14 protein-coding genes and 1 rRNA gene are annotated in these 17843 nt (G+C 49.8%); 6 read left to right on the top strand and 9 right to left on the bottom strand.

All coding sequences use genetic code 11. The features are described 5' to 3' along the window. From GQY55_RS17150 to gyrA, 3 genes are all read right to left on the bottom strand, one after another. Nucleotides 1-322, bottom strand: a 16S ribosomal RNA gene (locus tag GQY55_RS17150); the annotation flags it as partial. 407 nt (nucleotides 323-729) lie between these two features. Next, complete coding sequence (locus GQY55_RS17145) at nucleotides 730-1833, bottom strand: HD-GYP domain-containing protein (protein WP_160043083.1); 1104 nt, start codon at nucleotides 1831-1833, stop codon at nucleotides 730-732. 261 nt (nucleotides 1834-2094) lie between these two features. Beyond that, nucleotides 2095-4644, bottom strand: a complete 2550-nt coding sequence (gyrA, locus tag GQY55_RS17140; RefSeq protein WP_160043082.1) for a DNA gyrase subunit A — start codon at nucleotides 4642-4644, stop codon at nucleotides 2095-2097. Between the two features lie 466 nt (nucleotides 4645-5110). Here gyrA and GQY55_RS17135 point away from each other — a divergent pair, with 466 nt between their 5' ends. Beyond that, entirely contained in the window at nucleotides 5111-5938 is an 828-nt protein-coding gene (locus GQY55_RS17135; RefSeq protein WP_160043081.1) for a YheC/YheD family protein, read from the top strand. 51 nt (nucleotides 5939-5989) lie between these two features. Here the strand turns inward: GQY55_RS17135 and gyrB are convergent, their stop codons facing one another. From gyrB to dnaA, 6 genes are all read right to left on the bottom strand, one after another. After that, nucleotides 5990-7903, bottom strand: coding sequence for a DNA topoisomerase (ATP-hydrolyzing) subunit B (gene gyrB, locus GQY55_RS17130; protein ID WP_160043080.1), 1914 nt, complete (start codon nucleotides 7901-7903; stop codon nucleotides 5990-5992). Between the two features lie 186 nt (nucleotides 7904-8089). Beyond that, nucleotides 8090-8341 (bottom strand): extracellular matrix regulator RemB, encoded by a 252-nt coding sequence (gene remB / locus GQY55_RS17125; protein WP_160043079.1) that lies wholly within the window; start codon nucleotides 8339-8341, stop codon nucleotides 8090-8092. A 12-nt stretch (nucleotides 8342-8353) separates the two neighbouring features. Then, nucleotides 8354-9466: a DNA replication/repair protein RecF gene (gene recF, locus GQY55_RS17120; protein ID WP_160043078.1), complete on the bottom strand. Its 1113-nt coding sequence runs from the start codon at nucleotides 9464-9466 to the stop codon at nucleotides 8354-8356. A gap of 66 nt (nucleotides 9467-9532) precedes the next feature. Beyond that, on the bottom strand, nucleotides 9533-9751 hold the full coding sequence (yaaA, locus tag GQY55_RS17115) for a S4 domain-containing protein YaaA (protein WP_160043077.1): 219 nt from the start codon (nucleotides 9749-9751) through the stop codon (nucleotides 9533-9535). Nucleotides 9752-9789: 38 nt separating this feature from the next. Further along, entirely contained in the window at nucleotides 9790-10932 is a 1143-nt protein-coding gene (dnaN, locus tag GQY55_RS17110) for a DNA polymerase III subunit beta (protein WP_160043076.1), read from the bottom strand. Between the two features lie 201 nt (nucleotides 10933-11133). Beyond that, nucleotides 11134-12480 (bottom strand): chromosomal replication initiator protein DnaA, encoded by a 1347-nt coding sequence (dnaA, locus tag GQY55_RS17105; protein ID WP_160043075.1) that lies wholly within the window; start codon nucleotides 12478-12480, stop codon nucleotides 11134-11136. A 797-nt stretch (nucleotides 12481-13277) separates the two neighbouring features. Here dnaA and rpmH point away from each other — a divergent pair. From rpmH to mnmE, 5 genes are all read left to right on the top strand, one after another. Further along, nucleotides 13278-13412: a 50S ribosomal protein L34 gene (gene rpmH, locus GQY55_RS17100; RefSeq protein ID WP_068778604.1), complete on the top strand. Its 135-nt coding sequence runs from the start codon at nucleotides 13278-13280 to the stop codon at nucleotides 13410-13412. 695 nt (nucleotides 13413-14107) lie between these two features. Beyond that, on the top strand, nucleotides 14108-14458 hold the full coding sequence (gene rnpA, locus GQY55_RS17095; RefSeq protein ID WP_160043074.1) for a ribonuclease P protein component: 351 nt from the start codon (nucleotides 14108-14110) through the stop codon (nucleotides 14456-14458). A gap of 73 nt (nucleotides 14459-14531) precedes the next feature. Further along, the gene (locus GQY55_RS17090; RefSeq protein WP_160043073.1) at nucleotides 14532-15434 is read left to right on the top strand and encodes a YidC/Oxa1 family membrane protein insertase; all 903 of its coding nucleotides are present in this window, start codon (nucleotides 14532-14534) and stop codon (nucleotides 15432-15434) included. Beyond that, nucleotides 15431-16153, top strand: coding sequence for an RNA-binding cell elongation regulator Jag/EloR (jag, locus tag GQY55_RS17085; protein WP_160043072.1), 723 nt, complete (start codon nucleotides 15431-15433; stop codon nucleotides 16151-16153). The genes GQY55_RS17090 and jag overlap by 4 nt, the downstream gene beginning before the upstream one ends. Before the next feature lie 308 nt (nucleotides 16154-16461). Further along, nucleotides 16462-17838, top strand: coding sequence for a tRNA uridine-5-carboxymethylaminomethyl(34) synthesis GTPase MnmE (gene mnmE / locus GQY55_RS17080; protein WP_160043102.1), 1377 nt, complete (start codon nucleotides 16462-16464; stop codon nucleotides 17836-17838). The last annotated feature ends 5 nt before the right edge of the window (nucleotides 17839-17843 follow it).

The raw sequence follows: 17843 nt of genomic DNA, 5'->3' as shown, positions 1-17843 counted from the left end.
TGGCCGTTCACCCTCTCAGGTCGGCTACGCATCGTCGCCTTGGTGAGCCGTTACCCCACCAACTAGCTAATGCGCCGCAGGCCCATCTGCAAGTGACAGATTACTCCGTCTTTCATTACCGCTCCATGCGAAGCGATAAATTATCCGGTATTAGCTACCGTTTCCGGTAGTTATCCCAGTCTTGCAGGCAGGTTGCCTACGTGTTACTCACCCGTCCGCCGCTGACCAAGAGCGATCCGAAGATCGCTAAGGTCCGCTCGACTTGCATGTATTAGGCACGCCGCCAGCGTTCGTCCTGAGCCAGGATCAAACTCTCCAAGAAAGGTCGAACTTCGTTCGACCGGCGATTGAAAATGGGTCAAACTCGGCTGAGTCGATCATTTTCAATCCACATCTTCGAAAGAGCTCTTAGCTCATTTTGAATCTGACGAGAATTTAATTCTCATTTATGCTCCGCAAATCATTCAGCCAGAAGACTTGAACCGATTTGCTTCGCTGTCGACCTTGCAAGCAAGGTCTAATCTCACTCGTTGTTCAGTTTTCAAAGATCAAACACTTCGTTTTCGTCGCCGCCGTTATGTTCAGCAGCAACTTTTATAATATATCATGTTTTCTTTATTAATGCAAGCTTTTTTTGAAAGAAAAATTTTAAAAGCTGCATTCTATTAAACCACGTCTTCGTGAAGACAAGTATTAATATAACACAGCTTTATTAAGCATGTCAACTATTTAATTTGAAGATAAAACCTCTTCAATGTAGAGCTGCCGTTTCTGCACCAGATTGATGATCTCCCCGCCGACCGAAACCATCGGGCGCGTCGGATGATTCTGATCCGTAAACACGATTTCGCCGACCTGACCATTGCTCAGGCGAACGACGGTCCCGTTATGAAACTCCGTCGCCTTTTGAATGAAGATCCGTACCAGAGTGGGATCCAACTTGCCGAAAGCTTCAGAGTGAATCTGCTCAAGCACCAAATATGGAGACTGCGCCTTGCGATAAATCCGGTTAAGCGTCATTGCATGAAAAATGTCCGTAATGGCGACCATTTTGGCATAGATATGTATCTTGCCGCCATCCAAGCGTAGCGGATACCCGGACCCGTCGATTTTTTCGTGATGTTGAAGAGCCGCAAGTCTGACGCCTTCGTTGACCGCTCTGACGTTTTTGAGAATTTGATACCCGTATGCCGTATGCCTGCGCATTTCTTCCGCCTCTGCGGCGGTCAGAGCGTTAGGTTTATATAATATCGCCGGATCGACCTTGGCATTCCCAATGTCGTGAAATAACCCGGCGAACGCCGCCTGCATCCAATCTTTCTGCTGCATCCCGCTCCATTTGGCAAGCAAATACGAAGAAAACGCACACAGCACACCGTTATGGAAAATATAATCATACTCATTCATTGATCTTGGCACGAATGTTAACGGATTGTAGTCTTTGATATGTAAGATAGCCGCTTCCAGTTGATTCCGCAGCTCGTAGATCGGCAATTCTGAGGCGATGACGGACTGATGCGCGCTTTTCATCAGCGAGATCAGTTTTTCATACTCTTCATGAAATGGAGCCGTTTTCGTTAACACCGCCGTATCGGCCGGTTTCTCATCGCTTGCATTTGCCGGGTTTGCGCTCGAGATGGCCTTGGTGACATTCCTGAGCTCCGCTTCGCCTATATCTACCTCGACATGCTGGATCATAAAAGCACGCAAAATATCCAAGTCACGAGGAAGCAAGACCGTGCCTTTGCGCATCAGCAATCCGCCAAGCGGAGTATGTACATCTTTTACTAGCTTGATACCAGGTTTCAATTCCGAAATAGATATGCTGGCCATAACGATGATTCCCTCGCTAACTTCCATCTAAAAAACATGGTAATTTACTCCATTATATTACGTACCGTAGTGCTGCACAATCTAAATTAGCATTTCGCAAAACTCCAGCACGCCTATTCCGGTGCAAATAGTAGGGAAATTGCTTGATCTCGAAGCCGGACGCTTGTTATCCCCTAACATATGGGTGTGTGCCACCTTTAAAAATGAAAAAAAGAGCACCGCTTTCGATCTCTCGAAAGCCATGCTCTTTCGTTTTATCCGTTACGCTTCATCCGAGGAATCATCCATATCCGATTCCGCCACTTGATCTGCTGCGGTTGCCGGCGCATCCGGGTCGGATGGAGGGGTCAAACCTTCCTCATTCGACTCTTCCCCTTCTTCCGGCTCCTCGCTTTTATCAACCCGGCATACCGTGGCCACGGTATCTTCGTCGCGGATGTTGATCAGCTTAACGCCTTGCGTGTAGCGGCCCATGATGGAAATTCCCTCAATGCTTGTACGGATCAGCGTACCGCTCGAAGTAATGATCATCAGGTCCTCATCCGGTCTGACGACCTTAAGCCCTACGACCGGGCCATTTTTTTCGGTAACGTTCAGCGTCTTGATCCCTTTGCCGCCCCGGGTCTGCGAACGGTAATCGCTCAGAGGCGTCCGTTTGCCGTAACCTTTCGCGGTGACGATCAACGTATCCAAGTCTTTGTCAACGACGTCCATGCCGATGACCTGGTCGTCTTCGTCAAGCGTAATCCCTTTGACGCCGGTCGCGCTGCGGCCCATGGAGCGAACGTCGTTTTCCGAGAACCGGATCGACATGCCCTGAGCCGTAGCCATAATAACTTCCTGCTGGCCGTCGGTTAATTTGACTTCGATCAGGGAATCATCTTCACGTAGGTTGATTGCGATTAGACCGCCTTTGCGGATGTTCACGTAATCTTCCAGCGGCGTCTTTTTCACAATCCCGCTTCGGGTGACGAAGAACAGGTATTTGTCGTTTTCGAACTCTTCCACCGGAATGACGGCGTTGATCGTCTCGCCCTGCTCGATTTGGATCAGGTTGATGATCGCCGTGCCCCGAGCCGTGCGGCTGAGCTCCGGAATCTCGTATGCTTTAAGCCGGTAAACCTTGCCCCGGTCGGTAAAGAACATCAGGTAATTGTGGGAGTTGGTCACAAACAGATGCTCGACGAAGTCTTCGTCCTTCGTATCCATCCCCACAACCCCGCGTCCGCCGCGTTTTTGGCTGCGGTACGTGTTGGCCGGCAGGCGTTTGACGTAGCCTGTATGCGTAATGGTGATGACCACTTCCTCGCGAGGAATCAGGTCTTCGTCCAAAATGCTTTCTTCGCCGATGGTAATTTCGGTGCGGCGCTCATCCGCATAATTTTCCTTGATTTCGAGCAACTCGTTGCTGATGATTTCCAGCACCAGATGCTCATTGGCCAAAATTTCCTTGTATTCGGCGATTTTGACCATCAGTTCCCGGTATTCGTTTTCGATTTTCTCGCGTTCCAGTCCGGTCAGGCGCTGCAAGCGCATTTCCAGAATCGCTTGCGTCTGCTCGTTGCTGAGCCCGAAGCGCTCGATCAAACGTTCGCGAGCGATGTCGGTCGTTTGCGAGGAACGGATAATCGAAATGACTTCGTCCAAATGGTCCAAAGCGATACGCAAACCTTCGAGAATATGGGCGCGGGCTTCGGCTTTTTTCAAATCGTATTCCGTCCGCCGGCGAATGACCTCGATCTGGTGCTCCAGGTAGTAGCTCAGCACATCTCTGAGACTCAAAACCTTCGGTTCGTTTTTCACGATCGCCAGCATGTTGATGCCGAACGTAGACTGCATCGCCGTGTGTTTGTACAAATTGTTCAGCATCACGCTCGGGTTCACGTCACGGCGCAGCTCGACAACGATCCGCATACCGTTACGGTCCGATTCGTCCCGCAGGTCGGTAATGCCATCCAGTCTTTTTTCGCGCACCAGCTCGGCGATTTTTTCAACCAAACGCGCCTTATTGACCTGGTATGGAAGCTCGGTCACGATAATCCGCGCCTTGCCGTTATTTTCTTCGATCTCGGCTTTGGCGCGCATCGTCACGGAGCCGCGTCCGGTTTCGTAGGCCTGGCGAATGCCGTGGCGTCCCAACACATAACCGGCGGTCGGGAAATCCGGCCCTTTAATATATTCCATCAATTCCAGCGAAGAAATGTCAGGATTTTGGATCAGGGCCAATACCCCGTCAATAACCTCTCCGAGATTATGCGGCGGGATATTCGTCGCCATCCCGACGGCAATACCCGAAACGCCGTTAACCAGGAGGTTCGGATACCGCGCAGGAAGCACGACCGGCTCCAGCTCTTCGCCGTCATAGTTTTCCGTAAAATCGATGGTCTCCTTATTGATATCGCGCAGCATCTCTTGAGCAATCTTCGAAAGGCGCGCTTCGGTATAACGCATCGCGGCCGGAGCGTCGCCATCGATGGAGCCAAAGTTGCCGTGCCCTTCGACAAGCATATAACGCATCGAAAAATCCTGCGCCATACGGACCATCGTCTCGTAAGCAGGCGCGTCACCGTGCGGGTGATACTTACCGATGACCTCGCCGACGATTCTCGCCGATTTTTTAAACGGCTTATCCGGCGACAAACCAAGCTCCGACATCGCATAAAGCACGCGACGGTGTACCGGCTTGAGTCCATCGCGCACATCCGGCAAAGCCCGGCTCACAATGATGCTCATCGCGTAGTCCATAAAGGACTCGCGCATTTCGACACCAATGTCCCGCTCCTTAATCTGGGGATTTTTTTCTTCCGCCATGGTGGACCTCCTCCATTTCCCTCAACAAAACAAGCATGCGGACTATATAGAATCAACTATAGAATCAACGAATCTTAGTTCCATACGGGCATAAAACGGCTAGCCGCAATCCGCCGGCAACCGGGGAAAGCAGTACCGCTTCGTACCAAAATAGATAAAAACCACTAATCTTTATTATATTACTTTCACAAAAAGAGCACAATTAAACGTTTGGCCTTTTCTCCGCAGACCGCCGCCCATCTTGCTCTATTTTAGGGATTCGCCCTACCCTCTTCCTGCCCGTGACATATACTGATAGGCAAAAGGAGTTTCCTGGACTCAGAATTCAATTATCCATATCTTCATATTATACCATTCATTTGCTCCCTTGTCCTATGTTTTACGCATTCCATGAAGCATTTTACAATTCGCCTTACGTTGCGCGCTAGCGGCTTCCGCCACATCTTCACGGAAAGGATGCGATGACTTGTCCATACAGCGTGTTTCAAGCAAATGGGCCAAAACATTGGTGCTTCTGCGCAATAGGCAGATCGAGGCCAATATTCCCCTCACCATGAAATACTCGCAGGACGCGCTTATCGAAATGCTGAACGAGCACACGATGGTTTACATCAAACCTGATATCGGGACATACGGTAACGGCGTTATGTGCGCAGAGCGAATAACCGAACCATTTGATTTTAACGAAAGCGACCAAACCGTTCTCCAAGAACGATACGTTTTGAAATCGGGAACAAGCATTGAAGAATTTACTTCAACAGCGGACCTTCACCGCGCCATTCGGAACCATATCGGAAAAAAGGTTTATCTGATCCAAAGGGGCATCCACAAGCTAAAATACAATGACCGCTCCTTTGACCTTAGAGTTTTGACGCAGAAGACACCCAAAGGGAAATGGGAAACTACAGGAATTGTCGGCCGCGTCGCGGGAAAAAACAAAATCATTACAAATTACCACGGCGGCGGAACGGTGAAAATGTTGGATGAACTGCTGGCTCCCCACGCCTCGCAGCGCGAAATCAACTTGCTTGAAAAGCAACTTAACGCCTTGGGGGAGGAAACGGCCAAACAGCTGCAAAAGAAATATCCAAAATTAAAAGAAATCGGTTTGGACGTGGCGATCGACACCAATCTGTATCCATGGATTTTGGAAGTCAACACCCTTCCCGCCATATTTCCCTTCAAAAAGTTTTTCAAGGATAAAAGCATTTATCAGCGGATCGAGCGGTATGCGATTGCCTACGGGCGGATTTCCGCTCCCCGCAAAGAAGGCAAAAGAAAAAAGAAAGCTTGAATATTGGCTAAAAAAAGAGAAGGAGCCTCGAAGACTCCTTCTTTGTCGTGCTTAAATATCCAAATTTTTAACATGCTTGGCATGCTCATGAATGAAATCGCGGCGAGGTTCAACATTGTCCCCCATTAAGGTATCGAACAAAATATCCGCCTGCATCGCATCTTCAATCGTCACCTGAAGCATGGTCCGGCTGTCCGGATCCATCGTCGTTTCCCAAAGCTGCTCAGGGTTCATCTCGCCCAGACCTTTATAGCGCTGAATGTTGTATTTCGCGCCTTCCCCGAACGAAGCGATGATTTCGTCGCGTTCTTTCTCGGAATTGGCGTAACGAACCGTTTTGTTGCGCTCGATTTTGAAAAGCGGTGGCTGAGCGATGTAGACGTATCCCGCTTCCACCAGCTGCCGCATGTACCGGTAAAAGAACGTCAGCAGCAGCGTGCGGATATGCGCGCCGTCGACGTCGGCATCGGTCATGATAATGAGCTTGTGGTAACGCGCTTTGGAGATGTCAAAGTCCTCGTCGCCGATTCCCGTGCCCATGGCGGTTACCATCGCGCGAATTTCCATGTTGGAAAGGATGCGGTCGAGTCTGGCCTTTTCTACGTTCAAAATTTTACCGCGGATCGGCAAAATCGCCTGGAAGTGCCGGTCGCGGCCTTGCTTCGCCGATCCGCCCGCGGAGTCGCCTTCGACGATGTAAAGCTCGCAGATCGAGGCGTCCTTGGAAGAACAGTCGGCGAGTTTGCCCGGCAGCGCGCTGATCTCCAGAGCGCTCTTGCGGCGCGTCAGCTCACGGGCTTTACGCGCGGCTTCGCGTGCGCGGGACGCTTGGAGCGCTTTTTCGAGAATCCGTTTGGATACGGCCGGATTTTCGCCTAAAAACTCCTGCAGCTTCTCGGAAAAGAGCGACTCCACGATGCCGCGGACTTCGCTGTTGCCCAGTTTCGTTTTCGTCTGGCCTTCGAACTGCGGCTCCGGAATTTTGACGGATATGATGGCCGTCAGTCCCTCGCGGACGTCATCGCCGGTCAGGTTGCCGTTGCTGTCTTTGATCATGCCGTTCTTTTTGGCGTAGTCGTTAATAATCCGCGTCAGCGCGCTCTTAAAGCCGGATTCATGCGTTCCGCCTTCATGCGTGTTGATGTTATTGGCAAAAGAATAAATATTCTCCGTATAGCTGTCGTTGTACTGCAGCGCGATTTCGACCTGAATCATGTCGCGCGAGCCTTCGACGTAAATCGGCTGCTCATGCAGCGGTTCCTTTTTCTCGTTCAAATATTTGACGTATTCGATGATTCCGCCTTCGTATTTGAAGTAGTTGGAAGCCCCCGTACGTTCGTCCGTCAGCGTCAAGGCAATGCCTTTATTCAGGAAAGCCAGCTCTCTGATCCGGGTGAGCAAAGTATTGTAGTCGTATTCGGTCGTCTCGGTGAAAATTTCCGGATCCGGCAGGAACGTCACTGTCGTACCGTGCTCATCGGTCTCCCCGACGATTTTAATGTCGTATTGCGGAACGCCGCGATGGTACTCCTGCTGGTAGATATGGCCGTCAAGTCTAACCTGCACGACCACCTTGGACGACAGCGCGTTAACGACGGACACACCCACGCCGTGCAGACCGCCGGACACCTTGTATCCGCCGCCGCCGAATTTACCGCCTGCGTGCAGGACGGTCATGACGACTTCAAGCGTGGATTTTTTCATCTTGGGATGTTCGCCAACCGGAATCCCCCGCCCGTTATCGACAACGGTAATGCTGTTATCCTTGTGAACGACGACCTCGATATGATCGCATATGCCCGCCATGGCTTCGTCGATACTGTTGTCCACGACTTCCCATACCAAATGGTGAAGGCCTTTGGCGCTTGTGGATCCGATATACATACCAGGACGTTTGCGGACGGCTTCCAGACCCTCCAGAACCTGAATCGAATTCTCATCATATTGCGGTTGATTCATAGACATGCCTGTCACCTACTTCTATAAATTCTAAATCTGCTGCTTCGGGGTATAACTGCGTTTCAAGGGAATCTCCTATCAGGAATTCTGCATAAATCAAATATTAACGTTAAACTGCGTTCATCGCAGCAAAAACTCTCTTTACATTGGCCGGCTGCCGGCTTCAGAGAGTTCGATCGGGGTTATATATAATTAAGCGTTGGCCACGAAAACCTTCGCCCGTTTTTTGAGTGTCGACGACGAAATCGGGGAATAATAAACTGTGCTTTTCGTGATCACGATCGATTTCGGTTCCTCTTCTCCGATATACTCCACGTTTTTGTGCTGGCAGGCGTGGCTGACGAACTGCTTCGATATTTTTGAGGATTTCTCGATCGAAACGTCAAAAATGGCGACCAGTTCCGCGGAGCGGATAATTCTTTCGCCGCCCAGGTGAATATACATAATCCCAACTCCTTAAGAGCCAACCTGTCCGCTATGGACATGAAAAACGCTGGCCTTTTTCAGTTTATCGGTATTCAGGCTCTCGATCCCCGTCGCCGTAATAAAGGTTTGCACTTTGGTCTGAAAGGTTTCAATGAGCTGCGTTTGGCGGTATGGATCCAATTCGGACAGCACGTCATCCAAAAGCAGGACCGGGTACTCCCCGATCTCCTCCTGGATCAGTTCAATTTCCGCCAATTTAAGCGACAATGCCGTAGTCCGCTGCTGCCCCTGGGAACCATAGGTATGCACTTCCTTGCCGTTGATAAAAAAGGCCACATCGTCGCGATGGGGCCCGGCAAGCGTCATCCCGCGCCGAAGCTCCTGATCCTTCAGTTGTGATAATTTTAACATAAATTGTTCGAAAAGATAAGCTTCATCTTCCTCCGCCTCGTCGCCGAACGACGGAAGATAAACGAGCCTCAGGTCTTCGCTGCCGTTCGTAATGCCGTGGTGAATGGACTCGGCCCATTTTTGCAGCTTTACGATAAATTGTTTCCTCTTTTTGATGATTTTAACACCATGTTCGGCAAGCTGCTGATCCCAAACCTCCAACAGCCCCTGCTGCGGTTTGTCGTTGCCCCACATTTGCTTGAGCAAATTGTTGCGCTGGTTCAGCACCTTCTGGTACTGCTGCAAATGATACAAATATCCGGGCTGGACCTGCCCGATCTCCATGTCAAGAAAACGCCGGCGTACGCCAGGCGTTCCCTTTACGATTTCCAGATCCTCGGGCGCAAACATCACGACGTTCAGCGATCCGATGAAATCGCTAAGTTTGCGCTGCTCGAGGCCGTTGATTTTCGCTTTTTTCCCCTGCGGGGATAAATTCAGATCGAGCGTCAGCTGCCCGTATTTTCTTTCCACCACCGCGGAGACATGCGCGCTTTTTTCCTGAAAAGAGATCAGCTCGCGGTCTCTTGGGGTCCGGTGGCTTTTCGTTAAGGCCAAAACAAAAATCGCTTCAACCAAATTGGTTTTCCCTTGAGCGTTTTGTCCGATCAGCAGATTGACGTCGCTGAAGGAATCCAATTGGAGCTCTTCGTAATTGCGGTAATGCTGCAGGCTGATGCTTTTTACAAACACGTGCGCTTCCTCCTCATTTCCCGCCTGATCGACCCGCACCAAAAGCGCGGCTCCATGAGGAGTATATCAGGACTCCCTGGATACGGTAAACTCGCCGCAATCCACCACATTCACCCGATCCCCGGGATACAGCTTGCGGCCCCGGCGATCCTCAGGCTCTCCGTTCACCGACACCTGGCCTTCAGCAAGCAGCGCCTTTGCCATTCCGCCTGTGGATATGCAGTCGGCCAACTTTAAAAACTGGTCCAGCTTAATATATTCACTGTGGATAAATATTTCCTTCATCGCAAACGCCCTTCCTGTTGATAACTTCGGCTGCCGGATTAGTTCGTCGTCCGGTAAGGCAAAATGACGTACGAGCTTTGGCTGTCATCCATCGGTTTCAGGATGATCGGGCTCATCATGCCGGTGAAGGCAATCATCAGCTGCTCGCTTTCCACGATCTTCAACACATCAAGCATATATTTGGAGTTAAAGGAAATGCGCAGCGGCTCTCCTTTGAAATCGATAACTTCCAGCTCCTCACGCACTTTACCGAGTTCGGACGAGCTCGAGGAAATTTCGATGCCGCCGTTTTCCATCGTCTGCAGCCGGACGATATTCGTTTTTTCCTCACGGGACAACAAATAAGCGCGGTCGATCGATTCGCTCAATTTTTTTGTGTCCAAAATGAGTTCTGTTTTGTAGGTTGTCGGAATAATTCTAGTAGTATCCGGGTAAATGCCATCCAGAATACGGGAATAGAACAGGACGCGATCCAGCTTGAACAGCACCTGGTTGTCGGCCACGACGATGTCGATCAGTGTATTTTGGTCGGGGATGATTTTGCTCAGTTCGTTCAGCGTTTTGCCGGCAATGACGACATTGCTGAACTTCACGTCATCCGCTCCGTCCAGATGGGCCGAACGCGTGGCAAGGCGGTGGCGGTCCGTCGCCGTGAATTTCAGATCGTTTTGGTCCAGGTTCCACAGGACACCGGTCAAAATCGGGGTGGTTTCCTGCGTAGAAATGGCAAACACCGTTTGGCGGATCATGTTTTTCAGCAGAGCTCCCGGAAGGGAAATCGTCTGGTTGCCTTCGATATCAGGCAATACGGGGAATTCCTCGGGATCCAGCCCAACCATTTGAATTTCCGTGGAACCGGATGAAATAAAGGTTTGGAAATGCTCTTTGACCTCCATTTGAATTTCCTGGGAAGGCAGCTTTTTAATGATTTCTACGAAAAATTTGGCCGGCAAAACGACGCTGCCGGTTCTCTCCACCTGCACGATCGTCCGGTCGGCGTCTTCGGCTGGAATAAAGGATTGGATGGAAATGTCGGTATCGCTTGCCGTTAGCGTTACGCCTTGATGCGTTACGTCCAGCTTGATGCCTCCGAGGATCGGAATGGTCGTACGGCTCGAAATCGCCTTGGATACATGTTGAATGGATTCGTTAAGGACGTTTTTAAGGATGCTGATCTTCATCTTTTCACTCCTAGCAGGAATTTCGGCTGGCGGAGGATTCAGGTGCTTCTTCCTCTTTTGCGCAGCTTTTATGGTTATATTTTTTATATTTAAAACATAGTAATAGCAGTAGGGACGCTGAATATGTGGATAAGCCCTCAAAACCTCAATAAATTAAGCCTATCCACATGTGTATAGATTGTGCATAGGCTTTGAACTTGTTCAGGTCGGGTTTTTGATTTTTTCTGTAATGTTGTTGATCACTTTATAGAGATCCTGGTCGGTTTTCAGCGACTGGGATATTTTTTCGTGCGCGTGGATCACCGTGGTGTGGTCCCGGCCTCCGAAAGCTTCCCCGATTTTGGGCAGGGAAAAATCCGTCAGCTCGCGTGAGAGATACATTGCAATTTGCCTCGGAAAGGCGACGGCTTTCGTCCGTTTGCGCGCCTTGAAGTCTTCGAGCTTCAAATTGTAGTATTCCCCGACTTTCTGCTGAATGTCCTGAATGGTGATCATTTTCGGACGGCTGGAAGGAATGATGTCCTTCAACGCTTCGGCAGCAAGATGCGTGGTGACGTCTTGATTGGTCAGCGACGAATAGGCGACGACCCGAATGAGGGCGCCTTCGAGCTCCCGGATGTTCGTGTCGATCTGGTTGGCGATGTACATCATCGCTTCGTTCGGGATGTCGAGGTTTTCGGCCTTCGCTTTTTTGCGTAGAATGGCGATCCGCGTTTCCAAATCCGGCGGCTGAATATCGGTGATCAGCCCCCATTCGAAACGGGAACGGAGCCGGTCTTCCAGCGTCGGAATTTCTTTTGGCGGCCGGTCACTGGAAATGATGATTTGCTTCTGTTCCTCATGCAGCGCGTTGAATGTATGGAAAAATTCCTCCTGAGTCGATTCCTTCCCAGCCAGGAATTGAATGTCGTCAATCAGCAGAATGTCCACGTTGCGGTATTTGTTGCGAAAGCTTTCCGCCCGGTTGTCGCGGATGGAGTTGATGAATTCATTCGTAAATTTCTCGGAAGAAATATACACGACGCGGCTAGCAGGGTTATGTTCCAGAATGTAATGGCCTATCGCATGCATCAAGTGCGTTTTTCCCAGCCCGACCCCTCCGTACAGAAACAAAGGGTTGTACGCTTTGGCCGGCGCCTCGGCGACGGCGAGCGATGCCGCATGGGCAAACCGGTTCCCGGATCCAATGACGAACGTATCAAAGGTGTATTTCGGATTCAGCATATGGGTGAATGCTTCTTCTTGGGCCACCTGAGGCATTGGAGCGGGCTGCTGGGGAACGACCTCCGTTGGCTTGTTTTCTTCGATGACGAATTTCACGTCAACCTGTTTGCCAAGCACTTCGTAGATCGTCGAACTGACGAGCTTGGTATAGCGGCTTTCCAACCATTCAACAGCAAAAGTCGTAGGCGCGGAAATGACAATGGAGTGGTCATTCATATGGATCGCTTTCGTTGCTTTAAACCAGGTGTCGAAGCTCGGCTTGCTGAGTTTGGTATGAATAATAGATAGGATTTGCTGCCATAATTCGGAAGTATGGCTGTCCACAAACTGTCACTCCTTTAAATCTTCCAAATGCGGCCTTGGCCTCCGCTACTTGAGTGGAATTGTCGAAAAAAAATGAAACGTGAAGTATTTTATCCCCATGTTTCACCTTTTGAAAAAAATAAAAAAAGTGGATAAATTAAAATTGTTCACAAGTTTATCCACAGCTTGTTGATAATATTATGGGTGGAAACAGATATTCACAACCAAAAGTAATATAATCATAGCAAAAGAATCCCTTTTTATCAATGTATGCGTCCATTTTATCCACAAATTCAATAAGTTGTGTATAAATCCTATTCACAACACTATATATTGTTTATAAATTGTTTAAGTTTCGACAGCATTCCTAAAAACGGAAAATCAGTTGTGCACAGGTTGTGCCGGAAAAGGGAAATCCGCGGCGGTTTTTGTGAACAAGTGGATAAATGGGGTCTGTGGATTTTTTCGAGCGATGGCGAATACCGTCTGTGGAAAACAAGGACTTCTACTCAAGACCTGTTTTTGCTGTATATAGAAGAAATGAAACTTTGCGAGGGCTTGTGGATTATTATTTTTTGAACGGAAGATGGCTGTCCAGAAACGCGATTCCAAGGGGAAAAAACGAATAAAAGAGGGAGGACCGATCAATATGGAGAACGGGGGCGGGTTTACGGACGGAACTTCGATATAAATAGGAGAAGGGTTCAGGTTGACTTTTGGGCCTTGACATGGTTAAATGTATAAAGGCATTTTCTGTGTGAATGAAAATGAATTAACCATAAAGGTTATTTTAAATCCTGTAAGGGGGTGCGCAATACATGAGACCTACATTTAAACCAAATGTAAGCAAACGCAAAAAGGTACATGGCTTCCGGAAAAGAATGAGCACGAAAAACGGCCGTAAAGTGCTGGCAGCTCGTCGCCAGAAGGGCAGAAAAGTATTGAGTGCGTAAATTTCGTGCATAAAGACCACCGCGGTGGTCTTTTTTTCTTCAATCGGATGGACTTTCGAGGCTGAAACCGTCATTCGGCGCAGGAGGCCGACCGCGAAACGCTTAAAAAAGAGGGAGAAGAGATTTTCCCGCAGAACTGGTTTATCAGGATGACGGAATGCCAATAATGATAGATGCGTTTTCTTTATTGAAGGGCAAAGGGATCTTGTGAAGGCCGGCGAATCGTCACTGAACTTTACTGAAAGCGTTTCGTCGGTGCCGGAGGTAGTGGTTGGTTTTTTTCTACTATTATATGAAGCAAAATTTTTTGAAGATATAAGGAAAGTATGAATTTTGGAGCCTTCACTTGCCTTTATCGCAAGAAAAACTTCCGTTAATCGCGGTCTACCTTATGTGGAAGTACGTCGGATAGACGCTTTTCTTATAGTTTCGGGGAGCGGAGCCGTATGCTGAGACAGGCTTCGTTTTCCGCATAAAAGGATTGGATGGATCCTGGATCGAAAGAAATGATGATAAGAATCGAAAAGGATGCTTTAAGAGGATGGAATAGGTTTTCAGCGGAGCTAAGGGATCGGTTGATCGGGGGAATAGGCTTCCGCTGAACGCGGCCCTCGCTTTCTTAATTTTCTTCATGCTTATTATCAAGAAATGATCGCCTGAGCATACCGGGCGGCAGAAGCAGGCAGGGGATCGGGTTGCATAAAAGTTTACGTTTACGAAACCGCGCGGACTTTAGCCGCGTATATCGACATGGAAAGTCTTTTGCGAACCACCAGTTTGTCGTGTACTGGTTCCGCAAAAAAGAGGTAGAGAAATTTCGCGTAGGAATTTCCGTCAGCAAAAAGGTGGGCAATGCCGTTGTCCGCAACCGGATGCGCCGGCTCGTGAAGGAAATCGTTCGTCATCATGAGGACAAGCTGATCGAGCATGTGGATCTTGTGTTTATTGTGCGGAAGGGCGCCTTGGATATGTCGTACAAGGATTTGGAAAAAAGCGTGCTTCACGTGCTGAGAAAAGCGTCGCTGCTGCGGCCGCCGGCCCGGTGAAAGCTGGTTTCTTTGTCCAATTGTTTATGGTATGATTTACGTTGAACGGAAGTGTCCAGAGAGGGGTTATGAAGTGTCGCTATTCAAGACGAGACGAGGCAGGAAATGGATCCTCCTCACGGCAGTATTGCTGCTAGCAGTCATGGTGTTATCGGCGTGCAGTTCCAGTTCGGTACAGTATACGACCGAAGATATGAGAAACAGCGGCAGTTTCTGGCAGAGAAACGTCGTTTATTATTTCTCGTATGCGCTCGATACGTTTGCTCATTGGTTTAACGGCGAATATGGACTGGCCGTCCTTGTGATGGTGATCATCGTGCGGACGATCATTTTGCCGCTGTCGATCAAGCAGGTCCGAAGCTCGAAAGCGATGCAGGCGATTCAGCCTGAGCTTGCCAAAATCAAAGAGAAGTACAAAGATAATCCGGAAAAGCAGCAGCAGGAAACGATGCGCTTGTTCCAGGAAAATAAGGTTAATCCGATGGCGGGATGTTTGCCGCTGATCGTGCAAATGCCCGTATTTATCGCTCTCTATAACTCGATTATTCATAATAAGGATTTGTATGGACACTCATTCATGTGGCTTCAGCTCGGAAAGCCGGACCATACATTCATTTTGCCTATTCTGGCCGCGGCGACGACGTTCCTGCAAACGTGGATGATGATGCGGATGAACCCGACCCCGCAGCAAGGGGCCATGCAGTTCATGATGTTCGTGTATCCGGTGCTGATTTTCTTCATGTCCTATCAGTTCCCGTCCGCGCTTCCTCTGTACTGGTTCTTCAGTAACCTGTATACGATCGTGCAGAACTACTTCCTGTACCGCAAAAGACCGGGTGCCACCGTGGCGGCCGTATCCTCTGCCGGCAGCGGCAACGCTAAAGGCGGAAACCCTGCCAAGGGCGGCAATAACAAAAGCCAAGGCAACAAAGGAAATGCGGGAAAAGGCAAAAAGGGGGCCAAAAAGTCTAAATGAGCAAAGTCGTCGTATCAGGAAAAACCGTTGAAGAAGCTGTAAGACAAGGGCTGGCCCAGCTCGGGGTAAGCCAGGACCGGGTATCGGTCAATATCGTAACGCAGCCGTCAAAAGGATTCCTGGGACTGATTGGTGTCAAGGAAGCGAAGGTGGAGCTGACGCTGCTGCCCGAGCCGGAACCCGAAACCATTCCAGTCGAGACGGCAACATCCTTGCCATTAGACCCGGCTGAGCCGGAGCCTGCAGAGCAAGTTGAAGAACATGATCCTTATGAAGAAGCCGTACGATTCATTAAAGATGTCGGCAAAAGCATGGGTCTGGACGTCACCGTCGACGTGCAGCATGCGAAAGATGTCACGACGCTTCATATTTTCGGTCCTGATTTGGGCCTTGTGATCGGCAGGAGGGGGCAAACCCTCGACGCCTTGCAGTACCTGGCCAACATCGTGGCCAACCGCTATTCCGGAAGTTACATCCGCATCGTGCTGAATGCCGAAAATTTCCGCGAACGGCGCAAAAAAACGCTGGAGGAGCTGGCGGACCGGCTTGCGGGCCGCGTCATCCGCTCCGGCAAGGAAGTTGTCCTCGAACCGATGTCTCCGCAGGAGCGGAAGGTGATCCACTCCAAACTGCAGGATCATCCGCAGGTGAAGACATTCAGCAAAGGGGAAGAGCCGAATCGGCGTATCGTCATCACATTAAAGCAACGGGATTTTTGATGCCCGGGGACTTATAGATTGTCCTATGACGTAGATGATGTGCAATGACTTTATTCAGCTGTTGCAGCTGATGAAGTCATTGCTTTTTTCGTAGATGAGGATGTTGTAAAAATCCAAAGTTCCAACAGCAATGTATAGGGCGAAACGGTTTCGTTCATCTATATATTGGACCAGGGAGCGGCCGGAATCGAATTTTGCAAAATCCCGAGATAAGAGTCTATCCGCGAGTCTTTATTTTTCCTAAACCGGGTAGAGTAGAAGTAAAGAAAGCGACCAGAATGAGGAAGAGGAAGGAAGAGGTGAGTAACGTGTTAAGCGATACAATCGCGGCCATTTCGACGGCCGTGGGAGAAGCGGGCATCGCCGTGATCCGCGTGAGCGGCCCCGACTCCATTGCGGAAGTGGGGAACATTTTTCGCAGCAAAACGAAGCTGACGGAGGCGGAAAGCCATACCGTGCATTACGGACATATCGTGGATCCGGAACGGGACGAACGGATCGAAGAGGTGCTTGTGACGGTCATGCGGGCTCCGCGTTCTTTTACGACAGAGGATGTTGTGGAGATCAGCACGCACGGAGGCGTCATTTCCGTTAAAAGGGTCATGGATTTGCTGCTCCAGCAGGACATCCGTCTGGCCGAGCCGGGCGAGTTCACGAAACGCGCTTTCCTCAATGGCCGGATCGACCTGTCGCAGGCGGAGGCGGTTATCGACCTCATCCGTTCGAAATCGGACCGGGCATTCTCCGTCGCCTTGAAACAGGTGGAGGGACAGCTTTCGGATCAAATCAAGAAACTGCGTCATACGCTGGTGGAAACGCTGGCGCATATCGAAGTGAACATCGATTATCCGGAACATGACGTGGAATCTTTAACAGCTGAATTCATCAAAGAAAAAAGCACGGAAGTGATGCAGGGCATCACGAAGCTGCTGAAGACGGCCGAACAGGGCAAAATTTTGCGCGAAGGGATTACGACGGCCATCGTCGGACGCCCGAATGTGGGGAAATCCTCGCTCCTGAATACCTTGGCCCATACGAACCGCGCCATCGTGACGGATATACCGGGAACGACGCGGGACGTCATTGAGGAATTCGTTACGATCAACAACATTCCGCTCAAGCTGCTGGATACGGCCGGGATCCGCGAAACGATGGACGTCGTCGAACGGATCGGGGTGGAACGTTCCAAACATGCGGTAACCGAGGCCGATCTGATTTTGCTGGTTCTGAATGCGAGCGAGCCGCTGCATGAAGACGAACTGGAATTAATGGAACAAATCCGCGGTAGACAATCCATCGTCATTATGAATAAAATGGACTTACCTCAACAGCTCGATAAAGACATTCTTTTGCGTTATTATTCGGAGGATTTGATCGTGCCGATGTCCGTAAAAGCCCAAGAAGGCGTCGATGCGCTGGAAGCGGCGATTTCGCAGCTCTTTTTCAGCGGCAGCATCGAAACCGGGGATTTGACGTATGTCAGCAACGTGCGCCATATCGCTTTGTTGAAAAAAGCGCATAAATCGCTCCAGGATGCTTATGACGCAGCCGAACAGCTTATCCCGATCGACATGATCCAGATCGATGTCCGGCTCGCATGGGAGCAGCTGGGCGAAATTATCGGGGATACGGCGTCGGAATCGCTGTTGGATCAGATTTTCTCGCAATTCTGCTTAGGCAAATAAGGATG

The organism is Paenibacillus sp. USDA918EY, from assembly GCF_009870825.1.
Classification (GTDB): domain Bacteria; phylum Bacillota; class Bacilli; order Paenibacillales; family Paenibacillaceae; genus Paenibacillus_AQ; species Paenibacillus_AQ albilobatus.
Note: the sequence above shows the minus strand (reverse complement) of the source record. Positions and strands in the feature narration are given on the sequence as shown.